Origin of the sequence: Natronosalvus rutilus (assembly GCF_024204665.1) — an archaeon.
Taxonomy (GTDB): Archaea; Halobacteriota; Halobacteria; order Halobacteriales; family Natrialbaceae; genus Natronosalvus; species Natronosalvus rutilus.
The window spans coordinates 2,876,770-2,901,981 of sequence record NZ_CP100355.1 but is presented as its reverse complement, the minus strand read 5'-3'; the positions used below and the strand labels follow the sequence as shown (position 1 = coordinate 2,901,981).

Below are 25,212 nucleotides of genomic sequence, written 5' to 3'. Positions count from 1 at the left end.
GTTCACTGCCCGTCGATTACCGGTTTCTGTGTGACGGCCCCCCAGAGTCGGCGGCAAAAGAAAGGGCTTTTATATGCCCGTTGGATATCGGAAAGTGCAGAAAGACGCCGCGAGCGTGGGTAGCCAAGCTAGGCCAACGGCGCAGCGTTGAGGGCGCTGTCCCGTAGGGGTCCGCCGGTTCAAATCCGGTCCCACGCATCGCAACGGTGGATTATCCCACCACTCGATGCAGGTGATCTCCCTTCGTGGACATCACCCACGCATAATCCTTTCCGACGAACCGCTTACTCAAGCGACGGCGCTGTCACGCAGAAGTCCGCGGTGAGCTATTTGTCTGTCGAGCGCGAGCGTCGTTTACGGGCAGCACAATGAGTGTCAGCGTAGGCTCGAAAGAACCACATTCCGCCGAATCGCCGGAGCCCGACGTGGTTTTCAGGTCGACCCAGAAAACCGTCACGAGGTATTGACGGTGTCTCTCGAGAGCAATATAGGCCGTCTAACCGTTTCTTGGGCCGATTGACTTTTGTGTCCGGACCCGGTACGGACACCTGGAAAACTGCGTAGCCCTTTGTACCGATATGCAAACTGAAATCCCTCCTCCAGACAGCACGAACGACTCGAATTACGACCAAGCGAACGGCCGGTACGTCTTTCGCTACGACCCCGACGGCACGGCGACGCTGACGACGACCATCGTACACGCCCTCTCGAGCATCGCGAACGTCGACGTCTCCCAGGGCGAGTTCTCGCTGTACGACAGCATCGATCCTGACGCGCTCGAGCGACTATTCAGCCCGAAGAACGACGGCGGGCGACGACTCGACGGCCACGTGTGCTTCAGCGCACTCGAGCACGAGGTGTACGTCTTCGCCAACGGCGACATCTTCGTCTACCCACCGACTGACAGCGGCCAGTCACCGCTTCGCTGACGACCGACACTGGTAGTGGCGTCCAGCGTCAGCCATACCGTCCGTATCGGTATCGACCCGGGCTACTCGAGCGTTGCATTCTCGATTTTCGTCGACATCAGTATCGCCGTCTCGGTATCGTCGACCTCACCATCGAGACACTAGTCTCCACGTCGCGCTATCTCGCAGTCCCGCGCAACGGACAGGTATTTCTATTCGCTCGGTATCGGATCGACCATGACGGTCATCGGCTTTCTGAGCACGGCACCGGTCGTCGAAGACAGCATGTCCGAAGCGGTCGCGAACGCCATCGATGCACTCGAGGACTACGACGTCGAGTACGAAACCGGGCCGATGGGGACGACCATTGAGGCCGAGGACATCGGCGAGCTGTTCGCCGCGGCGCAGGCGGCCCACGAGGCCGTCGACGGCGACCGGGTCAGCACCTTCCTCAAGATCGACGACAAGCGGACGAGCGACGAGTCGGCGGCGGCGAAGGTCGACGCCGTCGAGTCCCACCTCGAGCGGCCGGCGAGAAGTCGCAAATAGTCGCGAGCAGTCGCGAGTAATCGCCCCTGGCCACAACTAACAAACGGTTTGAAGGCGGAGCGAGTAGCCCGAGCCATGGAGAGTCTCAACCGGATGGCCATCGAACTCGTCGACGAGGCCCTCGAGTTCACCGAGGAGCTCAACGTGGGCGCGTACGAACTCGAGAACGAGACGACGGTGCTCGACTTCGGCCTCGAGTTCGACGGCGGTATCGAAGCGGGACTACTGTGTACGGAGATCCAGACGGCCGGGCTCGCGACCCCGAGTCGCGACCTCACGGAGATCGGTGGTGCGCCCATCCTGCACGTCGGACTCTCGACGGACCAACCCGGGCTGGCGTTACTCTGTTCACAGAAGGCCAGCTGGGAACTCACGACAGAGGACTTCGAGGCCCTCGGAAGTGGCCCCGCTCGCGCGCTCGTCGCCGAAGAGACGGAGTTCCGCCGCATCGGCTACACCGACGCCTTCGACCTGACGGCACTCGCACTCGAGACCGACGAGCAGCCAACGGAGGCCGCCGCCGAGCAGGTGGCCGCCCTCACGGACGTCGAGACCAGCGGCGTCTTCCTGCTGGCCTACCCCACTGCCAGCGTTGTCGGGAGCGTCACGAACGCGGCCCGCGTGGCAGAGCACGCGACGTTCAACCTCGTGGAACTGGGCTACGACCCGCTCGACGTCGTCTCCGCGACCGGGCGCGCGCCGGTCCCGCCGGTTGCCGGCGACGAGCAGACGGCCATCGGCCGGACGAACGACGCCGTCGCCTACGGCGGGACGGCCCACCTCGTGGTCCGCGAGGACTTCGACGCCTTCGACGCGGTCGTCTCGAGCGCGCCCGAGGAGTACGGCACGCCGTTCGCCGACATATTCGAGGATCGAGACTGGTCGTTCGAGGAGACGTCGGCCGACCTGTTCGGCCCGGCGAAGGTGACCGTGGACGTCCTCGGCGGCCCGACCTACGTCTACGGCGAGACGGACGAGAACGTTCTGGTCGAGTCCTTCGGCCTCGATACCAACCGCTGAGGTCCGTATGCAGTTCAAACTCGTCCCCGAGGCGCCCGAGGACCTCGAGTACGTCGAGACCGTCCAGCGAGCCGTCCCCCTCGTCCCCGGTACCGAAGACGACTGCTGCGCCCGGATCATGCGCGAGACGGGGATCGGTCCGCGAGACGAGGCCCGGACCTGGCTGACGTTCCTCCGGGCGCTCGAACTCGCTCGAGAGGGCCAGGCCGGGTTCTACCGCGAACGGGTCGACCCCGACCCCGACCACCTCCGCGAGGCGTTTCGCGAGCGCGTCTACGGCGTGCCCGTCGTCCTCGACATTCTCGAGGCCGCCGACGGACCGCTCTCGGCCGACGCCGTCTTCGAGTCGTTCCGCGACGAAATCCCGGCCTACGAGCAACACAAACACCGGACCCGCCTCCAGGAGATTTGGGGCGAGCGCGTCCGGCGGTTGCTCGAGTGGGCAGTCCTGTTCGACCTCGCCGAGCGAACGCCCGAGGGGTACGCTCGAGACGGCGGTCGGGGGAACGGATGACCGTACCCACGACGGCCCCCGTCGACGCCGTGCTGTTCGACCTGGACGACACCCTCTGTCGCTACCGCCGGTCGCCGGCGACGGTCCTCGAGCGAGCGTTCGAGCGCGCCGGCGTCGATCCACTCTTCGAGCCGTCGGCGTACTACGACCGGTACGACGACTACCTGGAAGATAGCTCGAGCGTCGCCGACCTGCGCGAACGGTGTTTCGGCGATCTGGCGGTCGAAGCGGGCTTCGAACGGGACGCCGGCATCGCCGTCGCGGAGGCGTTCGCCGCCGAGCGCGACCAGCGAGCGGTCGATCCGCTTTCGGGCGTTCCCGACGTCCTCGAGACTCTGGGCGAGGAGTACCGACTCGGCCTCGTGACCGACGGCGACCCCGGAATGCAACGTGAGAAACTCGCCGCCGTCGGCCTCACCAACGCGTTCGATACGACGGTCTTCGCAGGGTACGACACGGCGCCGAAGCCCGATCCGGAGCCGTTCGGGCGGGCGCTCGCGGCCCTCGAGACGGATCCGGAGCGCGCGGTGTACGTCGGGAACTCCCTCTCGAGCGACGTCGCGGGTGCTCGAGCGACCGGGATTCGATCGGTCTGGGTGCCCCCTGGGCCAGACTTTCCCGCGGAGCCGACGCCCTGCCCGGACTACACGCTCGAGTCGCTGGCGGATCTCGAGCAGCCACCCTGGCTCGAGTCGTAACGACGTCTGACACAGCAATTACCGATCGTCGGTGGTCTCCAGTAGCGGAAGGAGCAGAGAGGCGAGGGCGTCCGTCCCGCTGGCGGCGACCCTCGCCTCTGGCCGCTCCTCGTCGCCCACGTACACCGTTTCGAACCCCTGCTCTTGGGCTGGGATGATGTCGTGTTCGTACGTATCTCCAACGTAGAGGTACGCGTCCGCTGGCAGGCGCGCCTTCGCTTCCTCGAAAATCTCGGGATCGGGCTTTCGGGCGCCCAGATCGTTCGAGACGATGACCTCGTCCACGATCTCGTCGAGGCCGTGTTCCTCGATCTTGCGCCACTGCATGGGCCCGTCACCGTTGGTAAGAATCCCCGTCCGATGCCGGTCGGCGACGGTCTCGAGGAGTCGTCGAACCACCGGGTCGATGGTCATCGACGCTGCCTCGAGGGCGACGTACTCGGCGGCGAGCGACGGCGGATCCCCCGAAATCCCGTAGCGTTCGCAGATCGCTTCGAACGCCTGCTCGTAGGGATCGGGTTCGATCCCGGTAATGCCCTCGAGCACCCGATCGGAGAAGAATTCGGCCAGTTCCGGGGACGGGTCCTCGGAGAGGACGCCGGCGAGCAACTCGTCGAACGGCGTCGTGTACTCGAGGAGCGTGCCGTCGAGGTCGAAGTAGACGGTCGTCGTCATGGCGAGACGAGGAGAGCGATTCGAAAAGGTCGTTTCGGTTCGTGCGTACAATATCCGGAGAGACGAGCCGGGAGAGACGACGGTCAGGACAGCCGCGCCGCCAGATCCGCCTCGGTGATGATGCCGACGGTCTGGCCCGCCTCGGTGATCATGACGGCCTTGTAGTGCTCGAGGAGGTTGCTAATTTCGTCGAGGGTCGCGTCCTTCGAGACGGTCGGGAAGCTCTCGGCCATGTGTTCGGCCACGGGTTCGTTGCGGTCTTCCTCGTCCAGGTGTACCAGTTCGGTCTGGCTGATTGACCCCACTGGAATCCCGTCCTGGATGACCGCCAGTTGCGAGTACGCCTCCCGTTCCATCTGGTGGGCGGCCTCGCTGACCGGATCGTCGGGGGCGACGCTGACCACGTCCTCGTGCATGAGGTCGTCCGCACGGATGATGTCGCCCTCAGCGTCCTCGAGAGCGTTGACGATCCGACGCAGGGTCGAGAGTCGCGGGTCGACGTCGCCGCCCTCGATGCGGGCGATCAGTGGCTGGGAGACGTCGGCCCGGTTAGCCAGTTCGCTCTGGGTGAGTTCCAGTTCGTTCCGGCGCTGTCTGAGGTCCGTCGGCGTCGGCAGGTCCATACCGGCACATAACCGCGGGTTATAGAAATGTGTTTGGGTGGGACGGTCTCGAGAACCCGCCGTTGGGGTCAGTCCTCGTCGTCGTCGAGTTCGAAGATTTCGACGACCGATAGCGGTACGTCCCGAAGCGCCCCGCCGATCTCGCTCTTCGCGATACGGGAGGCGTGTTCCTCGCTGTCAGCGTTGAAGACGTCCATCTCGAGAGCGAGCCCGACGAGCGCGGTTTCGGCCGCGATGAACGCGGAGTCGAACGGTTCGCCGCAGGCGGGACAGCCCGTCGCGCCCACCTCGACCTCGACGTACTCCATATTCTCGCTGTTGAGTCGCTTTCCGGCTTCGCTGACGGCGACGCCGATTGCGTCGTCAATCGCCTCGACGTCGCGAACGAGCCACGCGGCTTCCATCGCGACGAGATAGTTGGCCATACCCACTGGTCGGGCCCCGGGGTTTCCTGCTTTGCGGTTTGGCCGCGCTCCGTTCGTCGTCGAAACCAGTCCGCGGGTCGGGACGTCACGAACCGAGACGCGCGCACGGTTGGCCTACGTTGGCCATAAGTTATGGAAATTGCCCCGGTGTATTGGCGTCTGGATACCCATTCCTCGGGCAGAAACGCGGATCCAGTTGCTCTTTCCACAACTGTACTTGAACCGCAAGACAGCGTCTACCTCAATCCCTCCTGATTAATCATCAACTCGCTGTCGGGGCAACAAGGCTTATATATACACCTGGTCTGACCATCGACCGAACGCCGATGATATCCCGCGTGTACCACGCGTCCCTGTTCGCACTGTATCAACTGTGCATCGCAGTCGGTATCGTCATGATGCCGCTCGCGGTCGCCGCCCGCCAGGCCGGGATCTCGATCCCGGTTCACAAGATGCTCGCCACCGTCGGTGAGGCCTACGAGAACGCCCAGCCGGAGCCCTGAACGTCCACCTCTTCTACCGATACACACCTCGAGCCGCCGTGAACGACCCGACCTCGAGCCACCGCGTTATGCGACGCGGCGAAACCGGAATGAAGCACGGTGACCGCCGATGTTTTATACCCTGTCGGCCGTAACATGCGGATAATGCGAACGCCATCCCACGACTCCGAGTTCTCTCGCACCGTCGACCAGCTGGCGAACGAGCCCTCGCCGTACGAGCCGGAACTCGGCTCGCTCCCCCAGAACGGCCTCTCACAGGCCGAGCTGGACAACGTGAACAAGACGGGGACCACGACAATCGGCATCACGACGGCCGACGGCGTCGTCATCGCGACCGACATGCGCGCGAGCCTCGGCGGTCGCTTCGTCTCGAACAAGAACGTCCAGAAGGTCGAGCAGATCCACCCGACCGGCGCGCTCACGATGGTCGGCAGCGTCGGCGGTGCCCAGTCGTTCATCAAGAGCCTCCGCGCCGAGGTCAACCTCTACAGCGCCCGACGCGGCGAGGAGATGAGCATCGACGCACTCGCCACCCTCGCGGGCAACTTCGCCCGCGGCGGCCCGTTCTTCGCCATCCACCCCATCCTGGGCGGCGTCGACGCGGAAGGGAGCCACGTCTACAGCATCGACCCCGCCGGCGGCGTCATGGAGGACGACTACACCGTCACCGGCTCCGGCATGCAACTCGCCTACGGCCACCTCGAGCAGGCCTACGAGGAGGGACTCTCGAACGACGAGGCGATGACCATCGCGGCCCGGAGTATCAAGTCCGCCGCCGAGCGCGACACCGGCTCCGGCAACGGCGTCTTCCTCTGTGAGATCACCGAGGACGGCGTCGAGATCCACGGCCACAACGACTTCGAAGAAGTCATCTGAGCGAGCAGGGTTTGAGCGAGCGAGGTCTGAACGAACCCATTTTCCCGCCCCCGGCGAGTAATGACCGTCGCGTCTCTCTCGAGGGATGCTGCACATTTCCTCTAGCGACTGAACCGATCGATTCGTAATCCGGAGCCGCTAGCAATTCAGTACCCGCCGGCAACGTGCTCGAGCAAGACTGCCTCCGTCCCCTCGTACAAACCGATGACGACGATTCGGTCTTCCGTTTCGACTGAAATCGTGTGGGTTTCGCCGACCGAGGGATCGTCGTCGACTCGAACCGTCTCTCCGTTTCGTTCGATCCACAGACCGTCGAGGTGTTCGATTACGGTGATCGTAATCACAGCCTCGCCATCCTCTTCGTCCAGGCTGAGGCCCGCCTGTGGTCCGGTATGGCGCGTCACGTCTGCTGGCGGTTCGAAATAGTTGAACGCCGTCGTCTCGATCCACACCTCGTAGACGGCCACGCGATCGGTCGCCCACACCGACGTCTCGTTGTAGTACTCGAGCGGGAACAAACGCTCGGCAAGGTAGCGTACGTGCTCGTCGTCGAGGTCCCCCGAATCCTCGTGCATGAACCCGGCCGTAAGACTCGTCCGTTCGGAGCTGAACGCCCAAGAAACGGCGAATGTGGCCGATTCATCGGACGAACGTCTGGAGTCGGAAGTAGAGATGCAAAAGAAATACGAACTTCGATCAATCGGAACGACGGCCTCCTCGAACGCCTCCAGGAGCGTCGCGATGTCGTCTTGAGTCTCGGGCAGCGTGGCACCTGGCTCCTCTCCGGTTTCCAGGAGTGACCTCACCGACAACGTTGACGAATCCGCAGCGTTCTCGTCGGCCTGGCCTGCTGTGGACGCGACAACGAGGGTGGATGGCAACGGCCGAATCCTCCAGCAGTTCCCTGTCGCCGTCATGGATGGAGACGCCGTCGTAAATCTGGTAGGCTCCGTGGCTGCTCGCGCCGGCGTACCCCGCGGTTTCGATGGCTTCGGTGACGACACTCGAGTCGAACGATCCACAAAATACCACACCCGCGTCAAGATTGAGGAAACGGTCCCTCTCTTCGTTCGAAATTCCGAGCGCATTGTACACTTCGTCGCCCTGCTCGAATTGCGATCGGTCAACGCTCGAGGCCGTGTCAGCCAGGTCGTAGGTGGCCTGGATGTCGATCTCGAGGAATCCCGGAGCCCCGGCGTAATCGTAGGCATCCACCGCTGGTGTCCACTGGCGAAAGAGCGGTTCGTCACGTGCTTCATAGGTTTCCTCGGGCTCGTCGTTGGTGTTGGATTGGTCGTCGATTTCAGACTCGTCATCGCTTTCGGACCCGTCATCGACGCCGTCAGTATCGACGGTGATATTCGAGGGTTCGTCGTTCGCGTCGCCGTCACTGTCTCGAGAATCGGACGTCAGGCACCCCGCGACCGTGGTGAACCCGCCGAGGGCCAACGATTGTAACAGCCGTCTTCGGCCAGCATCATTCATTACGATGGGGCTCCCTCTTGAATACAGGACGAAAAGTATTTCTGAATGATACGGTCCTGTCCAAACCGGCTCAGTCCAACGTACGGGTCGCCTTGTGCGTGTCCTCGAGCTGGACCGCTCGTCCCGTCTCGCTCGAGCGGTAGATCCCGTCGATGACTCGCTGGACGGCTAGCGCCTCGTCGACCGTATTGACCGTCGGTTCCTCGCCCGCAGCGACCGTCTCGAGGAAGACGCGATCCTGTTCGTAGTGGCCGGTTACCGACGCGTCGCCGGTGAGCTGAGTGTCCGCGTAGTGGTCACAGCCCGCGGTGCCCGCCTCGAGCAACTCGAGGTCCGAATCGCCGATCTCGAACCGCGCGCCGGCGTTGCTCCCCCGGACGTGGAACTCCTGGCTCGGGTCGCGGTTCGTCGCCCAGCCCGCCTCGAGGGTGATCGTTCGCCCGTCGGCACAGCGGATGAAGGCGCTGACGGAGTCGTCGACCTCGTAGGTCTCGACTTTCGCGTTCCAGTTGTTGCCGAACCCGTCGGGATCGGCGTACTCCGTCTGGGTACCGAACGTGGTGCGAGCCGTCCCGGAGACCTCGATCACGTCCGGGAAGTCGAGCATGTAGAGCGCGAGGTCAATGGCGTGGACGCCGATGTCGAGGAGGGCGCCGCCGCCGGCGAGGTCGGGGTTCGTGAACCAGGAACCGGGGCCGGGCACCCCGCGTCGACGGACGTAGTTGGCTTCGACGTGGGTCAACCGGCCGAATCGGCCCTGGGCCTTGTACGCGTCGAACATTGCCGCCGACGCGGCGTGGCGGTTGTGGAATCCCACCATGCAGACTCCCTCGGCGCGCTCGGCCGCCTCGGCGATGCGCTCGGCGCTCTCGAGGGTGTGCCCGAGTGGCTTCTCGACCAGCACGTGGCGACCGGCCTCGAGCGCGGCGACCGCGATTGGTTCGTGGAACTTGTTTGGCGTCGTGACGACGACGACCTCGACGCTCTCGTCCTCGAGCATGGCCTCGTGAGAGTCGTACGTCTCGGCGCCGAACTCGGCACCGAACCGTTCGCGCTGTTCTGAGAGCAGATCGACACCGGCGACGATATCGGCGCCCTCCTGGCGCATGTTCGAGGCGTGGAGCTGCCCCATCCCACCGAGGCCAACGATCCCCACGCCGATTCCGGTGCCGACGCCAGTCATCGAGTAACCCTCGATTTACCAGCTTGTGTTCGGGTAATGCCCGATTTCACCTGAAAACGAATGCGAAAGAACGCTCCCATAGAGAAAACCGGGGTGGCGATCAAAATAAGGGTTGTGACCCATGTCGCCTATATATTCGTACCAGTTGGGTTCGAATTCTTGTCTGTGGTCCGACGAATGTCAGCGTCCTTACCTCTAGTGCCAGCTTACGACCTCGTCAGCCGCCGCCGGGACCGCCCACGCTTTCAGTCTCGATGTCGAACCGCTTCACGATGGCCACTGTCACGATCTGGAACGAGTACCGACACGAACGGGAGAACGACGAGGTCGCCGCCGTCTACCCCGACGGAATCCACGCGACCATCGCCGACTTCCTCGAGGGTGACCACCAGGTGATCACGGCGACGCTCGACGAACCCAAACACGGGCTCACCTCGGACGTGCTCGAGGAAACCGACGTCCTGCTCTGGTGGGGTCACACGGCCCATGACGAGGTCGAGGACGAAATCGTCGACCGGGTCCAGGAGCGCGTCCTCGAAGGGATGGGCCTGCTCGTGCTTCACTCCGGCCACTACTCGAAGATCTTCAAGCGACTCATGGGGACCACCTGTAGCCTCCAGTGGCGCGAGGACGACGGCCTGGAACGCCTGTGGGTCGTCGACCCTGGCCACCCGATCGCAGACGGCCTCGACGAGTGCATCGAACTCCCGGAAACGGAGATGTACGGCGAGCCCTTCGACGTCCCCGAACCCGACCGCCTGGTCTTCACGAGCTGGTTCGAAGGTGGCGAGGTGTTCCGCAGCGGCTGCTGTTACCGGCGTGGAAGCGGCCGCATCTTCTACTTCCGACCCGGCCACGAGACGATTCCGATCTACGAGAACGAAGACGTTCAGCGGGTGATCCGAAACGCCGTCGAGTGGGCCACGCCCACCGAGGGCGCCCCGCGGACGTTCGGCGAGCGAGACTGATTTCGTCCTGACTTGCATCGAGCGCGCGAACTCGGCTCGAGCGCGAACTCGGCCCGACCTCGGACCCGAACGTGAACTCGGAGCGAACGCGATCAGGAACTCGACCTCGAGCGGCGCGTTTTTGCCGCCGGCGCGAGACGCTCGTGTATGGACGTACACGTAGTCGGTGACGACCCCGTTCGTGCGGCCGTCGTCGCCGCGTTCGACGACGTGGATTCGGTATCGGCCGTCGACGCGACCCCCGACGATCTGAACGACGCCCGATTCGCCGTCGTGAGCGACGTCGTCGGCGCCGAGACCTTCGAGCGCGCGAACGCGGCCGCTCGCGAGGGGAACACGCCCTGGGTCGCCGTCGAAGTCGGTGGCATCGGGGGTCACCCACTCGAGGCGGTCGACGCCGCGATATCGGGGTTCGCCGCCGACACGGCCTGTTTTTCGTGTCTCGAGGCGCGCGTCGAGTCGACGCTCGAGGACGGTAGCGACGAGAAACCGCGCGCGAACCGGAGCGCGGCCAGGCTCGCGGGGGCCATCGCCGGTCGGGAGTGCATTCGGCTGTTCAGCGGGGAGGAACCGACGATCATCGGGCAGGTTCGCGAGGTTCCCCACGCCAGGCGACAGTTGCTTCCCGTTCCCGGTTGTGCGTGTGAACCGTCGGAACGGGATCGGTCCCTCGACCTTGGGGACAACGAGTCCCTCGACCTCGAGGCAGCCGTCGACCGGGCCGAACTCGCCATCGACGAGCGAGTCGGAATCGTCGAATCGATCGGCGAACTCGAGTCGTTCCCGGCTCCCTACTACCTCGCGACGGTGGCCGACACGACGGCCTACAGCGACGCGAGCGCGCCGACCCAGGCCGCCGGCGTCGCCGTCGACTGGAACGCGGCGTTGATGAAGGCCGTCGGAGAAGGGCTCGAACGCTACTGTGCGGGCATCTACCGTGACGCGGACTTCGTTCACGCCAGCGAGGCTGACCTCGAGCACGCCGTCTCGCCGACCGACCTCGTTCGACCGGAGTCAGCCCCCGAGTACGACCCCGGCGAGGACCGCCGATGGGTCGAAGGTGTCGACCTCGAGACCGGCGAATCCGTCCACCTCCCGGCGGCGGCGGTCCAGTTTCCCCAGCCCGGCGACTCGCTGGTGCCGTCGATCACGACCGGACTCGGCCTCGGCTCGTCGACGGTCGACGCGCTCCGCTCCGGGTTGACGGAGGTCGTCGAACGCGACGCCACGATGCTCGCGTGGTACTCCACGTTCGAACCGCTGGCCCTCGAGGTCGATGCTGAGGTCGAGTCCTACGAGACGCTCGCCAGGCGAGCGCGGAGTGAGGGACTCGAGACGACCGCGCTCCTGTGCTCCCAGGACGTGGACGTCCCCGTGGTCGCCGTTGCTGTCCACCGTGACTTGGATACTCCTACCGAGGAGTACGCGGACCCGTGGCCCCACTTCGCCGTCGGCTCGGCCGCCGGATTCGACGCCGGTGCCGCGGCGGCGGGCGCGCTCAAGGAGGCCCTCCAAAACTGGATGGAACTTCGAGGGATGGGACCGGAGGAGGCCGAGAACGCGAGCGGTGCCATCGGCGAATACGGATCGTTTCCCGACCGGGCCAGGGAGTTCGTCGACGTGGGCGACGCCCAGCGAGTCTCGGCTTCGTCCGTCGGTCCGGACCCCGTGCCGACTGGCGCGGCGAGACTCGAGGCACTCCTCGAACGCGTGACCGATGCTGGGCTGACGCCGTACGCCGCCCGACTCACGACGCGAGACGTCGAGCGAATCGGGTTCGAGGCCGTGCGAGTCGTCGTTCCCGAAGCCCAGCCGCTGTTCACGGGCGAGCCGTACTTCGCGCCTCGAGCCGAGACGGTCCCCGACGATCTTGGGTTCGAGCCGCGGCTCGAACGGGCGTTCCACCCCTATCCGTAGGTCGGTATCAGCGTCACGGAGGCGCCGGGCGAGCGATCAGTCGTCCGTCGCATTCTCGGGTGAGTCGTTCGCCTCCTCCTCGAGTTCCTCCTGCTCGGCCTCCGCTTCGTCCTCGTCCTCGATGATCTCGAGTTCGAGGGCGTCGTCGTAAATTCGGATGCTCACGAGCTGGGTATCCTCCGTAATTTTCCCGGTCTCCACGAAATCCTCGCCTGGGCCCCCTTCTGCGCCGTCGCGTCCGTACCGAGTGACGCGGAACTGCTGTGGGCTTCGTTCGATACGGCCGGTGACGGCCCGCTCGCCCGGAATCATGTTGATTCCATCGTCGTGGGTCTTGCGTCCAGTCTCGACTTCCTGGGCTTCGATCGCAATGTTGTACGAACGTTCGGCCTCGCTGAAGAGCTGTATCGGCACGTTCGGCTGGATTCCACCGCCCGTGAAGAACTCACCGAGACCCTGAAAACAGCCGGCGAGTCCGACGCTCGCGCCGACACCGATCGCCTGGAGGACGTTCCGACGGTTCACACCGCCGGCTAGGGAGTGGACGCTCCTAAGCGTGCTGATTCGTCGCCTCGAGTTTTACCCAGTCTTGTACACGCCTCGAGCGTCCGCGATCAGCGTGTCGTCTTCGCTGTAGACCTCGACGTCGACGACGCCGACGTCCCCGCCACAGCGGACGACGTCGGCCTCGGCGTAGAGGTCCCCCGTGCCCGCCGAGAGGTAGTCGATGCGCATGTCGATCGTCGGTACTGGCTGGTCGACCTCCGAGACGAGCGCCGCCCCGCCGACGGTGTCCGCCAGGGTGAACGTCACCCCGCCGTGGGCCATCAGTCGATCGGCGTTCCAGGACAGTTCCTCGCGCATCTCGAGGCGGCCTTCGGCGTGGCCGTCTGCGGCTTCGGTGACCTCGACGCCCAGCAGGTCGGCGAACGGCATCTCCTCGAAGAAAGACTCGATGTCCATACTCGAGGATGGTTCGGGATGTCGCATAAACGATGGGGATCGCGCGTGACCCTCGAGACGGCCGCGAAATCGAGACGGTCTCGAGGAGGAAAACTTACGGTATCACAGTATTTTGGATTGAGTATGTCTACGCGCGCACACTCCCGTGGCGGTGGCGGATTCGTCGCCGCGGTGAAAGTCGACCTGGTACGGCTCCACGGAGCGTGGATGGAGCTCGTCTTCCCCCGTCAGCGTGGCCGGGGCCACTCCGTCATGGGAAAGTGGAAACCGGAATCGCTCCCGCAGAAAGTGGGCTACTATCTCTGGAGTCTCGTCGGCGCCCTCGGTTTGCTTCTGGTGTACCCGTTCACCGTGATCGGCCTCGCGACCCGCTACTACGCGGCGAAACTCGACTCGACGCGGACGCGACTCGGCATCGTCGGCGTCACCGCCGTCGCCCTCCTCGGCTGGGGTCTGCTGACCATCGCCTGGGGCGCGATGTCGTACATGGAGCAGGTCGACGTCCCGCTCGACGCCGTCTACGCCGTCGCCGCAGCGAGCGGCGTCGCGACGATCTCGACCGCGCTCGCCGCCGCCTGCTCGAAGTTCGGCGGACGGGCACTCTCGGTGATCCTCGCCTACCCCTTCGCGATGACCGCCCTGTTCTTGCCTCCGGTCGTCGCCGCGCTCGTCACCCCCTCCCTCGAGCCGTACGTCCTCGAGCCCAGCTACGACCTCGCCGTGTGGCTCCTCGACACCGTCTTCGTCGTCGGGGACCTCAACCAGTACCTGCGGGACAACTACCAGCTCGAAGGCGCGGCCTACGCGGGCATGTGGCTCGGGTTCTCGTTCCCGATGGGCTGGTTCCTCGGGATCATGGTCTCGCTGGCGAACGTCGTTCGACCGTCGGGCGAGTAACCGAGTCCTCGCCATCCAGCAACTCGAGGAACCGACGGAAACGGGCGCATCGTTTCGGTATTCTTAGGAATCTTCGGAACCAACGTCCGCATATGGCACTCGAGTTCGACCTCGTCAAGACCGTCGGTGTGTTCGTCGCGATCATCGCCGTCGGGACCGTAGCCCTCACGATGATGCCGGGCATGACGACCGGAACGATCCTGACGATGGTCCTGCCGTCGATGGCGATCTTCGGCGCGATCATGCTCGCGATCGGCGTCAAACACGGGGAATACCGGGCGGCGCGCTGATCGAGGTATTCGTTTTGGAGCGTATAGAGCGTGTCTCGAGGATGAGTCTCGAGCGACAAATTTCGGCCAGTGGTCTCGAACGCGAACGATGAGCCTCGAGTCGTAACGACGCCCTTTCGTGAGCCGTCGCTTTCTCCGGTGGACCGCTCGTAACGGAGCGTGCGCTCGCTAGGAGCGTATCGTAAACGAAGTAATCTCCGGACGGTCGATGAAGACGACCCGGCGTCAGAACTTAGTTGCGGACGACGTTCGTCGCGCGGGGGCCCTTGGGGGCCTGTTCGATATCGAATTCGATGTCTGTGCCTTCTTCGAGGTCCGGGCCGCCGACGTCTTCCATGTGGAAGAAAACGTCATCGTCCGCGTCGTCCGTCGAAATGAAACCGTAGCCGCCTGTGTCGTTGAAGAAATCAACCTTTCCGTTTGCCATTGCAAACAAACGTTCACCCGGGACACGGATAACCCTTGCGAGGGTCACGGTACCACGACGGTCGCTTCCGCCGTCTCCTACATGTAACCGAGGTCCCGCAACCGCTCCATCAGGTCCTCCTTGTCCTGGGCGCGACCGGCGCGCTCGGTCGTTCCCTCGAGGTCCTGGAGCCAGGCGGGGTCGTCCTCGGTCTTCTCTGTGCTGATCTCACTCCCGAGCGAACGGAATCCTTCCCAGTACTTCGGCGAGACGGGGGTATCGCTGGGCTCGAGATCGTTCGGCAGGTCGTCGGCGCCCTGCGGGACGTAGCCGTCGTCCGGGAACGCCTCGACGGTGTCCGGGACGACGAAGTTCCAGAACGCCTCCCAGACGGCCGCCTCGTCGAACTGGAGGATGGGCTGCACGCGATCGTGAGGCGGATAGATGTCCGGGTCGTGGCGGGGCGAGAAGAACGTCTCGTCGGCGCGGGCCTCCTGTTCGTCCCAGCGGACGCCCGAGAGGATGCCATCGATGTCGTGTTCCTCAAGGGCGTCGTTGAGCGCGACCGTCTTCAGCAGGTGATTCCCGGCGTAGGTGTCGAGCAGGAACGGGAACGTGTCCTCCTCGTACTCGAGGATGTTCTCGACGTGGTGCTGGTTGTGCTCGGACAGTTCGTCGACGGGGATGTCGTCACCCGGCTCGAGGTCGTTCGCCTCGACGTAGCTGCCGATGTCCTCGTTTCGCGCGTAGATGACCTCGAGGTCCCACTCGTCGGCCCAGTGGTCGACGAAGTCGTGGATGGCCTCGAAGTGCTGGTAGTGGTCGATGAAGATCGCCGGGGGTACCTCGAGGTCGTAGCGGTCCGCGACCTCCTTGACGAAGTACAGGACGAGCGTCGAGTCCTTGCCACCGGTCCACATTACGGCCGGGTTCTCGTACTGCTCGAGACCCTGTCGAGTGACCTCGATGGCCTTCTCGATCTTGTCCTGAATCTGCGGGTAGTCTTCGGGGTCTTCGTTGGTTCCGTCCTCGTAATCGACGTCGACGTACGTGGGGAAATCGTCGGTCATACGGTGTAATTACATATAATTACATGGGTTAAAGTCCTTACGCCGGCGGAACGTACTGTCGCCGCTGTTCGGTCTTCACGTGGGGAGTGCTAGCAAATATGGCTATTCGAATTCGATCGTACGATCGACGCTGACGATTCCCTCGTACACGGGCCCAGGACGTATTCGTTTCGACGGTCCGCACTTGATGATCACGTCTGTTCACGCCGGTTCTTATGCCGTCTCGACCACAACCGGACATCGACAATGACTCAGCGGCCGCCGTCACCGCAAACGCCGGCGTCGAAACCGTCCGTCGTTCCGACCGGTGACTCGTCCCTCCAGGACCGGGCCGTGCTGACAACCCCACAGCTCGCCGACCGACTGGAGGAACGGATCGGCTACCGGCTCGACGAAATAGCCCTCGAGCGGGTGCTCATCGAACTCGATCGTCACGGCTACGTCGAGTGGGAGGGAGTCACCCGCGTCGGCGATTACGTGTGGAACCTCTCGGAGTCGCCTGGTCACATCGCCGACGCGGTCGCAAAAACTCTGACGGGTCGGCTCGAGAACTGGCTTCGCGGATAACTCAGCCGCCGTCGGATTTGAACCATCCCGTCACGACCGCTCGCGACGTGACTCGAGACGACCGTAAGACGACCGTAGTATGAGCTTCCGGAAGTAGGGCCGGACCGATTCATTAAAATCCGGGATGTTTATTTGAATAGAATTCCGGTGAGATACGGGTTCACAATCTCAGTGGCTGTTTTAATTTGTCCTGGAAAAGGAGGGAGAGTGGCGGCGACGGACTGTTTCGATCTGTAATCAACGTCATATCCTGTGTATAAGTATAATAGAACAGTCGATAGTTCGACTCGATGAACGTCCGCGAAGTGTATCAAACGGCGAATCGGGTGCGCAGGCTGGTCCGGGACGAGCGAGAATCGAGGTCGATGTACGACTTCTCACGGCAAGAGCGCCTCCGGCTCTACCGACGGCGATTTCTGAGTAAGTCGGGTATGCTCTACGACTTTGACACCTACGACCCGTCGCTGTATCTCGACGATTATCAGCGGTACATCCGAACGGGTCGAATCAACGACCACTGGGGTGCACTCATCGACAATAAACTCGCCTTTCACGAGATCCTCGGCGAGTTTGCGTCCCATCGGTCGACGGTACACGGACTGCTCAAGAATGGCTGGTTCCACGCGTTCGATTTGAGTGATACCGCTGTCGTCGCAAGCGACGGTGGCATCGAACTCGAGCATCCGACCGATTCCGACGCGTCGCGTCCGACCAGGGATCCAATCGACTGGTTCGACGAGACCCTTTCGGACGGAGACCAACTCGTTTTGAAGTGGTTCAGCGGCGGCGGCGGAAACAACGTCCACTTCCTCGAGCGCACGGACGGGTCGTATCTGTACGACGGCGAGCGGGTGACCGATGCCGAGCTTGCCCAGACGGTCGCGGACCTCGAGGACTATCTCGTCTGCGAGTTCGTCGAGCAGGACGAGTACGCCGCCGAGCTGTACCCCGCCACGGCAAACACGATCCGGGTGCTCACGATGTACGACGAGCGTGCTCAGGAGGCGTTCGTTCCGATTGCGGTCCAGCGGATCGGTACCAGTGATTCCGCGCCCGTGGACAACTTTTCGAGCGGTGGACTGTGCGCGGAAGTCGATCGAGAGACCGGAACGCTCGGCGCTGGCGCCCAGTACTATAACAGAGACAGCGTCGTCTGGCACGACACGCACCCCGAAACCGGCGCCCGCATCGAGGGAACGAAGATCCCGGGTTGGGACGAGATTCACGCCAGACTGCTCGAGATTGCCAACGAACTCTCGTACATGCCCTACGTCGGGTGGGACATCGTCGTTACGGGTGACGGCGAGTTCAAGATCATCGAGGGGAACAGCCAGACGGGCGTCGCTGCGCTACAGGTCCACCGCCCGCTGCTCGCCGACGAGCGAGCGCGACGGTTTTATCGGCGACACGGCGTCGTTTGATCACCCGTTCGCGGGCGAGTCTCTCATCTGTCAGGTATCCTCCGGCATGGAAAGACGACCGGCAGGAGTTTCTGCGGGCTTACACCGCGAAGCCACTCTACTTTGTGATTTCGCTCGAGATGAGAGGGGAGAGAAGCACTTCCGATTCGCTTTATTGCCTTTATGTTCAATCGCTGATGAACTTATTGTCCCGCCAGTTGACCCCACTCGAGGCCGACTTGCGCTCGCGCGGCCCCTCGACGACCTCGACGTCGGCGGGTCTGGCCTCGCCGTCGACGATCCGGGTCGCCTCAAGGTCGCCGTCGCGCTCGGAAATCGCCGTCAGCGTCCCCTTCTCGGTCTGGAGGGCGATGTCACAAAGCACCTGGAACATCTCGTACTGGAGAAGCGAGTTCTGGAGTACCGTCTCGCGGTCGCCCTTGAACGCCGCGAACTCGACGAGTTCCGACTCGATTTCCTCTTCCTCATCTTCGTCCCAGCGGAACGAATTCTGCCGGCGTTCCTCCGGATCCTCCTCGTAGACGCGGTTCTCCGTGACGCTGGCTTTCAACTGGGCCGTCGGTGTGTACTTGCTGACTGTGTCGTCGTTGGAGACGGCTTTGAGAATGAGGGTGTTGTTTCGGCGGGTGAGCTCGACGTCGGTGACGCCATCGGGGTAGGTCGCCGTCTCGAGGTGCTCTTCGAGGTCCTCGAGCGGGAGTTCGAGCGTGGAGTGCAGCCGATACACGTGTCTGGATTCCTCTGTTGACATATCTGGAAGGGGGTGGGCGATAGTCGTCTGCTTCCTAGTACGGTCGCTCCCCATATATGACCTGCTATTATCTCCCCGGGTGACGTATTGGAATACATATGAGTATTCGCGAACAGGTCGTCGAGGATCTCGCCGACGGCGGTCCTGTCAGGTGGCCAGTGTTCGGGGTACCCGATCAGGTACTCGCCTGGAGCGTCGTCTCGAGTTCGCCGCGCTCGTCGAGTTCGGCCAGGACGTCCGACCCGCCGACAAACTCGCCGTCGACGTAGATCTGGGGGATCGTCTCCCAGCCACTGTGGTCCGAGAGCGCCTCCCGGAACTCGGGCAGGGACTCGAGCACGTCCACCGTCTCGATATCGCTTCGGTGCTTGCCGATCAGCTCGAGAGCGCGCTGGGAGTACCCACACTGGGGCATGAGCTCGTTGCCCTTCATGAAGAGGACGATTTCGTTCTCGTCGAGGGTGGTTTCGACGATTTCGTCGACCTCCGCTTGCTCGAGGCTGCTTTCTGGTTGAAACGTCATGGGCGTTCGTAGGGGCGTGGGATGGAAAGCGTTTGCGCCACACGGACAGCGTCGCGACTTCCGCTATCTATACAAACCCTCTATACTATCGGAATATTGTATCCGAACCCGTGCTCGAGCGAGGGTGCAATATCCGACGACGAACCGAAACGCCGGCCTAGGACTGGTAGTCGTCCGCCTCTTTCCCGACGCTGATGACCTGCAACAGGGAGTAGACGGGGACTCCGTCGAGTTCGTCGACCCCCTGCTTGTCCGCGAGGACGACGCACGCGAGCGGTTCGCCGCCTTCCTTTCGAATCGCTTCGATGGTCTCGCGCATGGTCGTTCCACTGGTGACCGTGTCGTCGACGACGTAACACTCCCGGCCCCTGATCGTCGCGAAGTTTCGGGAGAAGGTCCCGCCGAGTTCGTCGATGTCGCCCTCCTCCCACTGGTGTTTCGCCGGCGTGTACGTCCCCAGGTCGGTCTCAAGTTTGTGCGCGACCAGCGCGGCGATGGGGCCGCCCGCCTTCTCGATTCCGATGGTCAGATCGACGTCTTCACCGTGTTTCGCGAGCAGGTCGGCCATGGCGCTGGCGACGTAGCCCATCCGCTTCGAGTCCCGGCCGATGGCCGACCAGTCGACGTGGATGTCCGCCGATCCGGCGGTATCGGCCGTCTCGGGGGCCGACGGCTGTGGTGCGGTGCCGCTGCGTTCGACCAGCCAGCTCGCCGTCTCCCGGGAGACGTTCAACTCGTCTGCGATCTCGCCCTTCGAGAGGCCGCGCTCGGCGAGGTCGGCCGCACTCTCGATCAGGTCGTCGACGTTCTTCATATACGATCGAATTCGACCGCCGTTTTTATAGTCGTGTCGTCGTCGACGAATGCCGCCTCGAAGGCTTCGACGTCGTAAATCCCGGTCACGAGGTCGTTCAGGAATGACGACGGCAGCTGCGTGAGCGTGTCGATGGCGGCCTCGAAGTGGCCGCGGTTGGCGTTGACGCTCCCGACCAATGCCTTGTTGTGGAGTACGAACTCCTCGTGGAGCGCACCGCCGTCGATCTCGAACGTCCAACTCGAGGGGACACCGAGCAGGGCGCCGACGCCGTTGGGCGCGAGTGCCTCGATCGTCTCGAACGCGTGGGGGGCGTAGCCGGTCGCCTCGTAGATGAAGTCCATCCCCTCGTAGGCCTCAGGCACCTCGGACACCGGCGTCTCCCGCGAGTCCACGTACGTCGCGCCGAGGGACTCGACGATGTCGATCGTCGGGTCCGGCCGATCACGCCGGCCGAGGCAGTACGTGCGATCGAACTCGAGGGTTTTCGCGAGCATGGCGACGGTCAGGAGGCCGAGCGAGCCGTTGCCGAGGACCATCGCGGATTCGGGCTGCCAGTCGAACGCCGACCGACTGGCGACGGCGTGTTCGATGGCCTTCTCGGAGATAGTGATCGGTTCGACGAGGAACCCCAGCGGCGCGAGTTCCGCCGGGATCGGAACCAGGTACTCGGCGGGGCTAGTGAAGTACTCCGCCATGAACCCGTGGGCGCCGACGATGCCGCGTTCGTGGTACTCGCCTTCGGGTGCCATGTCGGGATAGCCCGACTCAAAGTAGCGATTCGACCCGTTCGGTGGCCGTCGAACCGTCGGGACGACGATCTGTCCCTCCTCGAGGGCGGTCCCGTTGGCGTCCTCGACGACGCCGACGGCCTCGTGGCCCAGTACGAGGTGGTCCTCGCCCTCGGGGACGCCGCCGTGTTCGCCCGCGATGACCTCGTGGTCGGTCCCGTCCACGCCGACGCGAAGAGTTCGAACGAGGGCTTCGCCGTCAGCCGGGACGGGAGACGGCTTCTCGAGAATCGCCGGCTCGCCCGAGCCCGGCTCGACTGCGATCGTTTTCATACCGATACCTCGTTCCCCGACGACTAAAAGTTTATTCTATCTCGAGTAAAGATCGCGTCATCGCCGAGGGGTGGTTACTATCGCACCAGCGGAAACGATTAACCCGTCACCACGTCAATTCCCACCATGGAACGCTACGACCTCGTCTACCGACTCTACGACGAGTTCGACACGAAGACGCTCCGGGAGTACCAGGAGTTCGTCGACGTCTTCCCGCCGATAGACTCCCGGGTGGCCCTCGAGCACTGGCAGGACGCGAGCGAGGAACTTGAGTCCCGAAAGGACGAGATTCGCTCGTCGTTCGCCGCCGGCGAGACGCTTGCCGAAGTCGCCGCGCGAACCACGCGCGACCAGGCGTTCACGGCGCTCGATCTCGAGGCCAGGTACGGCCGGGCGGTGAACGTCCTCGTGCTCGACGTCGACGAGACGCTTCGCTCCGCGGGCGGCACGGACAACGAGATTCCGCGCGATACCCTCCACGTGCTCACGGAGTTTCACGAGGCGGGGATCCCGATCGTCATCTGCACTGGCCAGACCCTCGAGAACGTCAAGGGGTTCGCCATCCAGGGACTGGGCAGCGAGATCGTCCATTCGGGAAACCTCTCGATCGTCTACGAGACGGGCAACGGCGTCTTCACGCCGGGCCACGGCGCCGACACGAAACAACTGCTCTACGAGGACCTCGACGCGGAGATTCGCGACGTCTTCGACGACGTCCGAGCGCGCGTCCTCCCCGACGCCCCCGAGGACCTCCGCCGGGGCTGTCACCTGCAGGGCAACGAGTTCAACGTCACGATGAAACCGAACTACGAGACCGGGTCAAGTCGGGCCCGCGAGATCATCGACGACGCGCTCGTGTACATGATCGACCTACTGGGTGGTGCCGTCGCCGAAGCAGTGGACTGGAGCGGGGACGACACGACCGAAGCGGGCGACGACGGCGCCACCAAGCCAGCCGGCTACGCACGCGCGTTCTACGCCACCGAGGACCCCGAGATCAGGGGCGTCCTCGAGCAGTGCGGCGCGTACCTCGACGTCGACCGCTCGAGTGTGCCCAACGCGCTCGCGGACGTCTTCGAGCGCATCGACGTCGCCTACTATGAAGCCGACGCGGCGGAAATCGGTAGTCTCGAACTCGACAAGGTTGCCGGCGTCGAGCGCGCGCTCTCGGTCCTGGACGTCGAGGATCCGTTCGCGCTCGTCATGGGCGACTCGAAGAGCGACCTGCGCGTGATGGAGTGGGTTGCGAGAAACGACGCTGGCATCGCTGCCGCGCCGGAGCACGCCTCGGAGGACGTCCTCGAGCACGTCCTCGGCTCGGACGAACTCGTCTTCGACCGCGGCAAGAGCGTCGACGTCCTGCGGACGGTGTACGCGCTCAACCGGTTCGCCCGCCTCGAACGCTGACCACTCGGTGGGGCGGACCGTCTCGAGACTGTGAAAAAGTGGTTTTCACTCGCGTCGTGACGTGATCGTATGCGACGTCGAACACTGCTGGCTGGACTCGGGGGTGTGGGTGCGGCCACCGGCGTGGCGGGTGCCAGCGACGGTGAGTGCGAGACTCGAGACCAGGACGGGGACGATACCAGTGCCCCCGACTTGCCGGACTCGATCGAGATCGACATCGAGACGCTCGAGGGCGACTGTCTAAGCGGCGGGACAGGCGCCTATCCAGCAGTGCGGTTGCTCGAAGACGGATTGCAGGTCGAAACCGCGTTACAGACGCCGTCGCCGTGTCACGAGATCGTCCTCGAGTCGGCGGCCGTTCGCGAGTGCGGTGGCGACGATCGTCCGGACGACGAGGATGGCCAGGCCGATGGCAACGATGGCGATGGCGACGGTGATAGGCACCCGGACCGGAGCACGACCGGACTCGTCGTCGTCCTCCGACCAGCCGAACCGACCGACGAAGCCTGTATCCAGTGCGTCGGTACCGTGACCTACTGCCTCTCGGTTACGTTTTCGGACCCCGAGGTGCGTCCCGAGGCGTTCAGGCTGGTCCACGAATCGTTCGCGGATCCACGGACGGTTCTGAGTCTGGAGTGGCCGGCCGCGAGAGACGAGAAGGATTGTGGCGGTGTGAAGAACGATACGGGTTCGGACGACGAATAGGTGGAGACGACATCAAATGCGGAGATGACGAAGGCCATGGATACAGCGAAGACGAAACCGATCGCTGAATCAGTGCTCGACGAACTCGAGCAAGATCCCACCCGTATCCCGGGGATGCAGGAACGCCACGTTGTGGCCCCAGGCGCCGGGCCGCGGTTCGTCGTCGATACACTCGATGCCGAGGTCCCGGGCGCGTTCGAGGGCCGCCGCCGCGTCGTCGGTCTCGACCGCGAGGTGGTGGATGCCGGCCCCGTTTCGCTCGAGGTAGGTCGCGATGGTGCCCTCCTCCTGGGGCTCGAGCAGCTCGAAGTAGCCGTTCTCGAACGCCAGGAAGACGACGGTCATCCCATCGAACGTCTCCTCGTGGACGATCTTGACGTCGAAGAGGTCGACGTACAGGTCGGCCAGCGCCTGGGCGTCCTCGGTCGCGATTCCCGCATGGTCGAAGCGCATCATGTCTCGAGATGAATCGACCAGCGTCGTCAGTGTTGCGCTCGAGTCTCGCTCCGGAAATTGCCGTACAGACGCCGCGACGAGCGATCCATCACGAACGCGATGGTCGACCGAACCCAAAGGTGTTAGTAGGGAAACAACAGATATTCGAACGAATGCAGATTACTACCACCGAAACCGTCCCAGACGGCGAAATCGACGAAGTCCTCGGCGTGGCCCGCGGGAACACCGTGGAAGCGCGAAACGTCGGCCGCGACATCACCCAGGGGATTCGCAACATCTTCGGCGGCGAGCTCAAGGCCTACTCCGAGTTGCTCTCGAAAGCGCGGGACGAAGCGGTCGACCGCATGGAGGCCGACGCCGAACGCATGGGCGCCGACGCAGTCGTCAACGTCCGCCTCGAGACCTCTCAGATTATCGATGGCGGCTCCGAAGTCATGGCCTACGGAACGGCCGTTCAGCTTCGGTGACGGGACCGGTCCCTCCGACCTTCACTCGGCTGAATACTCTCCTGCCGAACACTCGCCGAATCACGACTCGTCGTCGCCCTCCAGCGCGAACGCCGGCGACTCTCCCGAAATCTCGAATACCTCGCGCATCTCCTCGCCCGAGAGCTCGAAGTCGAAGCAGTCGGCGTTCGCTTCCACGTGATCCCGACTCGACGCCTTCGGAATCGCGACCACCGACGGCTGCTGGAGCAGCCACCGCAACGCGACCTGGGCCGCCGACTTGCCGTGTCGTTCGCCGATGGACTCGAGGCGCTCGTCGTCGGCGACGTCTCCCCGTGCCAGCGGCGAGTAGGCCGTGAGCGAGATTCCTGCTTCGAGGCAGTACTCGAGCAGCGCGTCCTGGCGGTTGAACGGGTTGTACTTCACCTGGTTCGTGACGATGGGCGTCTCCGATCGGTCGACGGCCTCCTCGAGTTCCGGGACCGAGAAGTTGCTGACACCGATGTGGTCGACGACTCCCTCGTCCTGGAGGTGGTTTATCGCGTCAAGGGTGATCTCGAGGGGCACCTCGTCGCTCGGCGCGTGCAACAGTAGGAGGTCGATCGTCTCGATCCCCAGTCGGTCGCAACTCCCTTGCGCCGACTCGAGCGCGTCGTCGAAGGCCGCGTCCTCGGGATCGATCTTCGTGACGACGAACACCTCGTCGCGGGGGACGTCCGCGCGCTCGAGGCCGTCGCCGACGGCCGATTCGTTGTCGTACATCGTCGCCGTGTCGAGGTGGCGGTAGCCGGCCTCGAGGGCCCACTCGACGGCTTGTGTGCAGTCCTCACCGGTGATTCGGGCGGTGCCGAAACCGAGGGCGGGGATCGACGCTCCGCCGGCCGATACGGTCGAGTCGATGGTCAGTTGCGACATGGTAGCCGGACACCCTTCCGGGTTATGAAACAGCGGCTTCGACTCGCCGGCCCGGCGGTCGTGTGCCCGATTCAGGTGTCCGGTGTTCGGCGAGCGATCGGGGAGCGACCGCTGAGAAGCGACCTGGAACGAGTGGCGAGCAGCGGCCTCGAGTGATCGCCGAGTTGCCGACG

At 63.9% G+C, this 25,212-nt stretch carries 32 protein-coding genes and 1 tRNA gene; 17 read left to right on the top strand and 16 right to left on the bottom strand.

Annotation, left to right across the window (positions count from 1 at the left end; genetic code table 11):
- The first annotated feature begins 113 nt into the window (after positions 1-113).
- The 6 genes from NGM29_RS13980 to NGM29_RS13955 all read left to right on the top strand — a co-directional run bounded on the left by NGM29_RS13980 (position 114) and on the right by NGM29_RS13955 (position 3,689).
- A tRNA-Leu gene (locus NGM29_RS13980) sits at positions 114-198 on the top strand.
- A gap of 380 nt (positions 199-578) precedes the next feature.
- A complete protein-coding gene (locus NGM29_RS13975; RefSeq protein ID WP_254156949.1) occupies positions 579-929 on the top strand; it encodes a HalOD1 output domain-containing protein in 351 nt (116 codons plus the stop codon).
- Between the two features lie 216 nt (positions 930-1,145).
- Positions 1,146-1,457: an MTH1187 family thiamine-binding protein gene (locus NGM29_RS13970; RefSeq protein WP_254156948.1), complete on the top strand. Its 312-nt coding sequence runs from the start codon at positions 1,146-1,148 to the stop codon at positions 1,455-1,457.
- 75 nt (positions 1,458-1,532) lie between these two features.
- Entirely contained in the window at positions 1,533-2,477 is a 945-nt protein-coding gene (mch, locus tag NGM29_RS13965) for a methenyltetrahydromethanopterin cyclohydrolase (protein ID WP_254156947.1), read from the top strand.
- A 7-nt stretch (positions 2,478-2,484) separates the two neighbouring features.
- The gene (locus tag NGM29_RS13960; protein ID WP_254156946.1) at positions 2,485-2,991 is read left to right on the top strand and encodes a double winged helix-containing putative transcriptional regulator; all 507 of its coding nucleotides are present in this window, start codon (positions 2,485-2,487) and stop codon (positions 2,989-2,991) included.
- The gene (locus NGM29_RS13955) at positions 2,988-3,689 is read left to right on the top strand and encodes an HAD family hydrolase (RefSeq protein ID WP_254156945.1); all 702 of its coding nucleotides are present in this window, start codon (positions 2,988-2,990) and stop codon (positions 3,687-3,689) included. The genes NGM29_RS13960 and NGM29_RS13955 overlap by 4 nt, the downstream gene beginning before the upstream one ends.
- Before the next feature lie 18 nt (positions 3,690-3,707).
- Here NGM29_RS13955 and NGM29_RS13950 read toward each other — a convergent pair whose 3' ends face one another.
- The 3 genes from NGM29_RS13950 to NGM29_RS13940 all read right to left on the bottom strand — a co-directional run bounded on the left by NGM29_RS13950 (position 3,708) and on the right by NGM29_RS13940 (position 5,412).
- Complete coding sequence (locus NGM29_RS13950; protein ID WP_254156944.1) at positions 3,708-4,364, bottom strand: HAD family hydrolase; 657 nt, start codon at positions 4,362-4,364, stop codon at positions 3,708-3,710.
- An 83-nt stretch (positions 4,365-4,447) separates the two neighbouring features.
- Positions 4,448-4,987 (bottom strand): CBS domain-containing protein, encoded by a 540-nt coding sequence (locus tag NGM29_RS13945; protein WP_253436198.1) that lies wholly within the window; start codon positions 4,985-4,987, stop codon positions 4,448-4,450.
- A 68-nt stretch (positions 4,988-5,055) separates the two neighbouring features.
- Positions 5,056-5,412 carry a DUF555 domain-containing protein gene (locus tag NGM29_RS13940; RefSeq protein WP_253436195.1) on the bottom strand — a complete coding sequence of 119 codons (357 nt, stop codon included), beginning with the start codon at positions 5,410-5,412 and terminating at the stop codon, positions 5,056-5,058.
- Positions 5,413-5,738: 326 nt separating this feature from the next.
- Here NGM29_RS13940 and NGM29_RS13935 point away from each other — a divergent pair, with 326 nt between their 5' ends.
- Positions 5,739-5,915, top strand: coding sequence for a hypothetical protein (locus tag NGM29_RS13935; protein WP_254156943.1), 177 nt, complete (start codon positions 5,739-5,741; stop codon positions 5,913-5,915).
- Positions 5,916-6,059: 144 nt separating this feature from the next.
- Positions 6,060-6,791 carry an archaeal proteasome endopeptidase complex subunit beta gene (gene psmB, locus NGM29_RS13930; protein ID WP_254156942.1) on the top strand — a complete coding sequence of 244 codons (732 nt, stop codon included), beginning with the start codon at positions 6,060-6,062 and terminating at the stop codon, positions 6,789-6,791.
- Positions 6,792-6,937: 146 nt separating this feature from the next.
- Here psmB and NGM29_RS13925 read toward each other — a convergent pair whose 3' ends face one another.
- The 3 genes from NGM29_RS13925 to NGM29_RS13915 form a co-directional block, all read right to left on the bottom strand.
- Positions 6,938-7,366 (bottom strand): hypothetical protein, encoded by a 429-nt coding sequence (locus NGM29_RS13925; RefSeq protein WP_254156941.1) that lies wholly within the window; start codon positions 7,364-7,366, stop codon positions 6,938-6,940.
- Between the two features lie 121 nt (positions 7,367-7,487).
- The gene (locus NGM29_RS13920; RefSeq protein ID WP_254156940.1) at positions 7,488-8,276 is read right to left on the bottom strand and encodes a hypothetical protein; all 789 of its coding nucleotides are present in this window, start codon (positions 8,274-8,276) and stop codon (positions 7,488-7,490) included.
- A gap of 70 nt (positions 8,277-8,346) precedes the next feature.
- Positions 8,347-9,459, bottom strand: coding sequence for a Gfo/Idh/MocA family protein (locus NGM29_RS13915; RefSeq protein WP_254156939.1), 1,113 nt, complete (start codon positions 9,457-9,459; stop codon positions 8,347-8,349).
- A 272-nt stretch (positions 9,460-9,731) separates the two neighbouring features.
- Here NGM29_RS13915 and NGM29_RS13910 point away from each other — a divergent pair, with 272 nt between their 5' ends.
- Both NGM29_RS13910 and NGM29_RS13905 read left to right on the top strand, forming a co-directional pair.
- On the top strand, positions 9,732-10,427 hold the full coding sequence (locus NGM29_RS13910; protein WP_254156938.1) for a ThuA domain-containing protein: 696 nt from the start codon (positions 9,732-9,734) through the stop codon (positions 10,425-10,427).
- 147 nt (positions 10,428-10,574) lie between these two features.
- The gene (locus NGM29_RS13905) at positions 10,575-12,344 is read left to right on the top strand and encodes a YcaO-like family protein (RefSeq protein WP_254156937.1); all 1,770 of its coding nucleotides are present in this window, start codon (positions 10,575-10,577) and stop codon (positions 12,342-12,344) included.
- A gap of 36 nt (positions 12,345-12,380) precedes the next feature.
- Here NGM29_RS13905 and NGM29_RS13900 read toward each other — a convergent pair whose 3' ends face one another.
- Together NGM29_RS13900 and NGM29_RS13895 are read right to left on the bottom strand one after the other, a co-directional pair.
- Positions 12,381-12,869: a hypothetical protein gene (locus NGM29_RS13900; protein WP_254156936.1), complete on the bottom strand. Its 489-nt coding sequence runs from the start codon at positions 12,867-12,869 to the stop codon at positions 12,381-12,383.
- Between the two features lie 54 nt (positions 12,870-12,923).
- Complete coding sequence (locus tag NGM29_RS13895; protein ID WP_254156935.1) at positions 12,924-13,307, bottom strand: PaaI family thioesterase; 384 nt, start codon at positions 13,305-13,307, stop codon at positions 12,924-12,926.
- 123 nt (positions 13,308-13,430) lie between these two features.
- Here NGM29_RS13895 and NGM29_RS13890 point away from each other — a divergent pair, with 123 nt between their 5' ends.
- Both NGM29_RS13890 and NGM29_RS13885 read left to right on the top strand, forming a co-directional pair.
- A complete protein-coding gene (locus NGM29_RS13890) occupies positions 13,431-14,204 on the top strand; it encodes a hypothetical protein (RefSeq protein ID WP_254156934.1) in 774 nt (257 codons plus the stop codon).
- Between the two features lie 92 nt (positions 14,205-14,296).
- Positions 14,297-14,494 (top strand): DUF7333 family protein, encoded by a 198-nt coding sequence (locus NGM29_RS13885; protein ID WP_254156932.1) that lies wholly within the window; start codon positions 14,297-14,299, stop codon positions 14,492-14,494.
- Positions 14,495-14,726: 232 nt separating this feature from the next.
- On the opposite strand, the gene NGM29_RS13880 is transcribed toward NGM29_RS13885, so the two are convergent.
- Together NGM29_RS13880 and NGM29_RS13875 are read right to left on the bottom strand one after the other, a co-directional pair.
- Positions 14,727-14,921 carry a cold-shock protein gene (locus tag NGM29_RS13880; RefSeq protein WP_179259303.1) on the bottom strand — a complete coding sequence of 65 codons (195 nt, stop codon included), beginning with the start codon at positions 14,919-14,921 and terminating at the stop codon, positions 14,727-14,729.
- A 77-nt stretch (positions 14,922-14,998) separates the two neighbouring features.
- On the bottom strand, positions 14,999-15,970 hold the full coding sequence (locus NGM29_RS13875) for a phosphoadenosine phosphosulfate reductase family protein (protein WP_254156930.1): 972 nt from the start codon (positions 15,968-15,970) through the stop codon (positions 14,999-15,001).
- A gap of 246 nt (positions 15,971-16,216) precedes the next feature.
- On the opposite strand from NGM29_RS13875, the gene NGM29_RS13870 reads away from it, so the two are divergent.
- Positions 16,217-16,537 (top strand): hypothetical protein, encoded by a 321-nt coding sequence (locus NGM29_RS13870; protein WP_254156928.1) that lies wholly within the window; start codon positions 16,217-16,219, stop codon positions 16,535-16,537.
- A 365-nt stretch (positions 16,538-16,902) separates the two neighbouring features.
- Positions 16,903-17,958: a sugar-transfer associated ATP-grasp domain-containing protein gene (locus NGM29_RS13865; protein WP_254156926.1), complete on the top strand. Its 1,056-nt coding sequence runs from the start codon at positions 16,903-16,905 to the stop codon at positions 17,956-17,958.
- 166 nt (positions 17,959-18,124) lie between these two features.
- Here the strand turns inward: NGM29_RS13865 and NGM29_RS13860 are convergent, their stop codons facing one another.
- From NGM29_RS13860 to NGM29_RS13845, 4 genes are all read right to left on the bottom strand, one after another.
- A complete protein-coding gene (locus tag NGM29_RS13860; RefSeq protein WP_254156924.1) occupies positions 18,125-18,709 on the bottom strand; it encodes a DUF7110 family protein in 585 nt (194 codons plus the stop codon).
- Positions 18,710-18,884: 175 nt separating this feature from the next.
- A complete protein-coding gene (locus NGM29_RS13855; protein WP_254156923.1) occupies positions 18,885-19,232 on the bottom strand; it encodes a glutaredoxin family protein in 348 nt (115 codons plus the stop codon).
- A gap of 157 nt (positions 19,233-19,389) precedes the next feature.
- Positions 19,390-20,046, bottom strand: a complete 657-nt coding sequence (gene gfcR, locus NGM29_RS13850) for a transcriptional regulator GfcR (protein WP_254156922.1) — start codon at positions 20,044-20,046, stop codon at positions 19,390-19,392.
- Positions 20,043-21,110, bottom strand: a complete 1,068-nt coding sequence (locus tag NGM29_RS13845) for a glucose 1-dehydrogenase (protein ID WP_254156921.1) — start codon at positions 21,108-21,110, stop codon at positions 20,043-20,045. Before NGM29_RS13845 ends, gfcR begins: the two co-directional genes overlap by 4 nt.
- Before the next feature lie 126 nt (positions 21,111-21,236).
- Between NGM29_RS13845 and NGM29_RS13840 the strand changes: the two genes are divergently transcribed.
- Both NGM29_RS13840 and NGM29_RS13835 read left to right on the top strand, forming a co-directional pair.
- Entirely contained in the window at positions 21,237-22,517 is a 1,281-nt protein-coding gene (locus NGM29_RS13840) for an HAD family hydrolase (protein WP_254156920.1), read from the top strand.
- Between the two features lie 69 nt (positions 22,518-22,586).
- Complete coding sequence (locus tag NGM29_RS13835) at positions 22,587-23,222, top strand: hypothetical protein (protein ID WP_254156919.1); 636 nt, start codon at positions 22,587-22,589, stop codon at positions 23,220-23,222.
- 69 nt (positions 23,223-23,291) lie between these two features.
- Here the strand turns inward: NGM29_RS13835 and mce are convergent, their stop codons facing one another.
- On the bottom strand, positions 23,292-23,675 hold the full coding sequence (gene mce, locus NGM29_RS13830) for a methylmalonyl-CoA epimerase (RefSeq protein ID WP_254160571.1): 384 nt from the start codon (positions 23,673-23,675) through the stop codon (positions 23,292-23,294).
- Between the two features lie 155 nt (positions 23,676-23,830).
- On the opposite strand from mce, the gene NGM29_RS13825 reads away from it, so the two are divergent.
- A complete protein-coding gene (locus NGM29_RS13825) occupies positions 23,831-24,145 on the top strand; it encodes a YbjQ family protein (RefSeq protein WP_254156918.1) in 315 nt (104 codons plus the stop codon).
- A 60-nt stretch (positions 24,146-24,205) separates the two neighbouring features.
- Here NGM29_RS13825 and NGM29_RS13820 read toward each other — a convergent pair whose 3' ends face one another.
- Positions 24,206-25,039, bottom strand: a complete 834-nt coding sequence (locus NGM29_RS13820; protein ID WP_254156917.1) for an aldo/keto reductase — start codon at positions 25,037-25,039, stop codon at positions 24,206-24,208.
- Between the last annotated feature and the right edge of the window lie 173 nt (positions 25,040-25,212).

What these genes read in the sequence shown, in the direction of transcription:
- gfcR (WP_254156922.1), bottom strand. Translation starts at nt 20,046, where the DNA reads ATGAAGAACGTCGACGACCTGATCGAGAGTGCGGCCGACCTCGCCGAG.
- NGM29_RS13845 (WP_254156921.1), bottom strand. Translation starts at nt 21,110, where the DNA reads ATGAAAACGATCGCAGTCGAGCCGGGCTCGGGCGAGCCGGCGATTCTC.
- NGM29_RS13975 (WP_254156949.1), top strand. Translation starts at nt 579, where the DNA reads ATGCAAACTGAAATCCCTCCTCCAGACAGCACGAACGACTCGAATTAC.
- NGM29_RS13860 (WP_254156924.1), bottom strand. Translation starts at nt 18,709, where the DNA reads ATGTCAACAGAGGAATCCAGACACGTGTATCGGCTGCACTCCACGCTC.
- NGM29_RS13820 (WP_254156917.1), bottom strand. Translation starts at nt 25,039, where the DNA reads ATGTCGCAACTGACCATCGACTCGACCGTATCGGCCGGCGGAGCGTCG.
- NGM29_RS13855 (WP_254156923.1), bottom strand. Translation starts at nt 19,232, where the DNA reads ATGACGTTTCAACCAGAAAGCAGCCTCGAGCAAGCGGAGGTCGACGAA.
- NGM29_RS13865 (WP_254156926.1), top strand. Translation starts at nt 16,903, where the DNA reads ATGTACGACTTCTCACGGCAAGAGCGCCTCCGGCTCTACCGACGGCGA.
- NGM29_RS13935 (WP_254156943.1), top strand. Translation starts at nt 5,739, where the DNA reads ATGATATCCCGCGTGTACCACGCGTCCCTGTTCGCACTGTATCAACTG.
- NGM29_RS13915 (WP_254156939.1), bottom strand. Translation starts at nt 9,459, where the DNA reads ATGACTGGCGTCGGCACCGGAATCGGCGTGGGGATCGTTGGCCTCGGT.
- psmB (WP_254156942.1), top strand. Translation starts at nt 6,060, where the DNA reads ATGCGAACGCCATCCCACGACTCCGAGTTCTCTCGCACCGTCGACCAG.
- NGM29_RS13955 (WP_254156945.1), top strand. Translation starts at nt 2,988, where the DNA reads ATGACCGTACCCACGACGGCCCCCGTCGACGCCGTGCTGTTCGACCTG.
- NGM29_RS13880 (WP_179259303.1), bottom strand. Translation starts at nt 14,921, where the DNA reads ATGGCAAACGGAAAGGTTGATTTCTTCAACGACACAGGCGGCTACGGT.
- NGM29_RS13960 (WP_254156946.1), top strand. Translation starts at nt 2,485, where the DNA reads ATGCAGTTCAAACTCGTCCCCGAGGCGCCCGAGGACCTCGAGTACGTC.
- NGM29_RS13870 (WP_254156928.1), top strand. Translation starts at nt 16,217, where the DNA reads ATGACTCAGCGGCCGCCGTCACCGCAAACGCCGGCGTCGAAACCGTCC.
- mce (WP_254160571.1), bottom strand. Translation starts at nt 23,675, where the DNA reads ATGCGCTTCGACCATGCGGGAATCGCGACCGAGGACGCCCAGGCGCTG.
- NGM29_RS13910 (WP_254156938.1), top strand. Translation starts at nt 9,732, where the DNA reads ATGGCCACTGTCACGATCTGGAACGAGTACCGACACGAACGGGAGAAC.
- mch (WP_254156947.1), top strand. Translation starts at nt 1,533, where the DNA reads ATGGAGAGTCTCAACCGGATGGCCATCGAACTCGTCGACGAGGCCCTC.
- NGM29_RS13905 (WP_254156937.1), top strand. Translation starts at nt 10,575, where the DNA reads ATGGACGTACACGTAGTCGGTGACGACCCCGTTCGTGCGGCCGTCGTC.
- NGM29_RS13920 (WP_254156940.1), bottom strand. Translation starts at nt 8,276, where the DNA reads ATGAATGATGCTGGCCGAAGACGGCTGTTACAATCGTTGGCCCTCGGC.
- NGM29_RS13840 (WP_254156920.1), top strand. Translation starts at nt 21,237, where the DNA reads ATGGAACGCTACGACCTCGTCTACCGACTCTACGACGAGTTCGACACG.
- NGM29_RS13835 (WP_254156919.1), top strand. Translation starts at nt 22,587, where the DNA reads ATGCGACGTCGAACACTGCTGGCTGGACTCGGGGGTGTGGGTGCGGCC.
- NGM29_RS13885 (WP_254156932.1), top strand. Translation starts at nt 14,297, where the DNA reads ATGGCACTCGAGTTCGACCTCGTCAAGACCGTCGGTGTGTTCGTCGCG.
- NGM29_RS13825 (WP_254156918.1), top strand. Translation starts at nt 23,831, where the DNA reads ATGCAGATTACTACCACCGAAACCGTCCCAGACGGCGAAATCGACGAA.
- NGM29_RS13970 (WP_254156948.1), top strand. Translation starts at nt 1,146, where the DNA reads ATGACGGTCATCGGCTTTCTGAGCACGGCACCGGTCGTCGAAGACAGC.
- NGM29_RS13940 (WP_253436195.1), bottom strand. Translation starts at nt 5,412, where the DNA reads ATGGCCAACTATCTCGTCGCGATGGAAGCCGCGTGGCTCGTTCGCGAC.
- NGM29_RS13895 (WP_254156935.1), bottom strand. Translation starts at nt 13,307, where the DNA reads ATGGACATCGAGTCTTTCTTCGAGGAGATGCCGTTCGCCGACCTGCTG.
- NGM29_RS13950 (WP_254156944.1), bottom strand. Translation starts at nt 4,364, where the DNA reads ATGACGACGACCGTCTACTTCGACCTCGACGGCACGCTCCTCGAGTAC.
- NGM29_RS13925 (WP_254156941.1), bottom strand. Translation starts at nt 7,366, where the DNA reads ATGCACGAGGATTCGGGGGACCTCGACGACGAGCACGTACGCTACCTT.
- NGM29_RS13875 (WP_254156930.1), bottom strand. Translation starts at nt 15,970, where the DNA reads ATGACCGACGATTTCCCCACGTACGTCGACGTCGATTACGAGGACGGA.
- NGM29_RS13890 (WP_254156934.1), top strand. Translation starts at nt 13,431, where the DNA reads ATGTCTACGCGCGCACACTCCCGTGGCGGTGGCGGATTCGTCGCCGCG.
- NGM29_RS13945 (WP_253436198.1), bottom strand. Translation starts at nt 4,987, where the DNA reads ATGGACCTGCCGACGCCGACGGACCTCAGACAGCGCCGGAACGAACTG.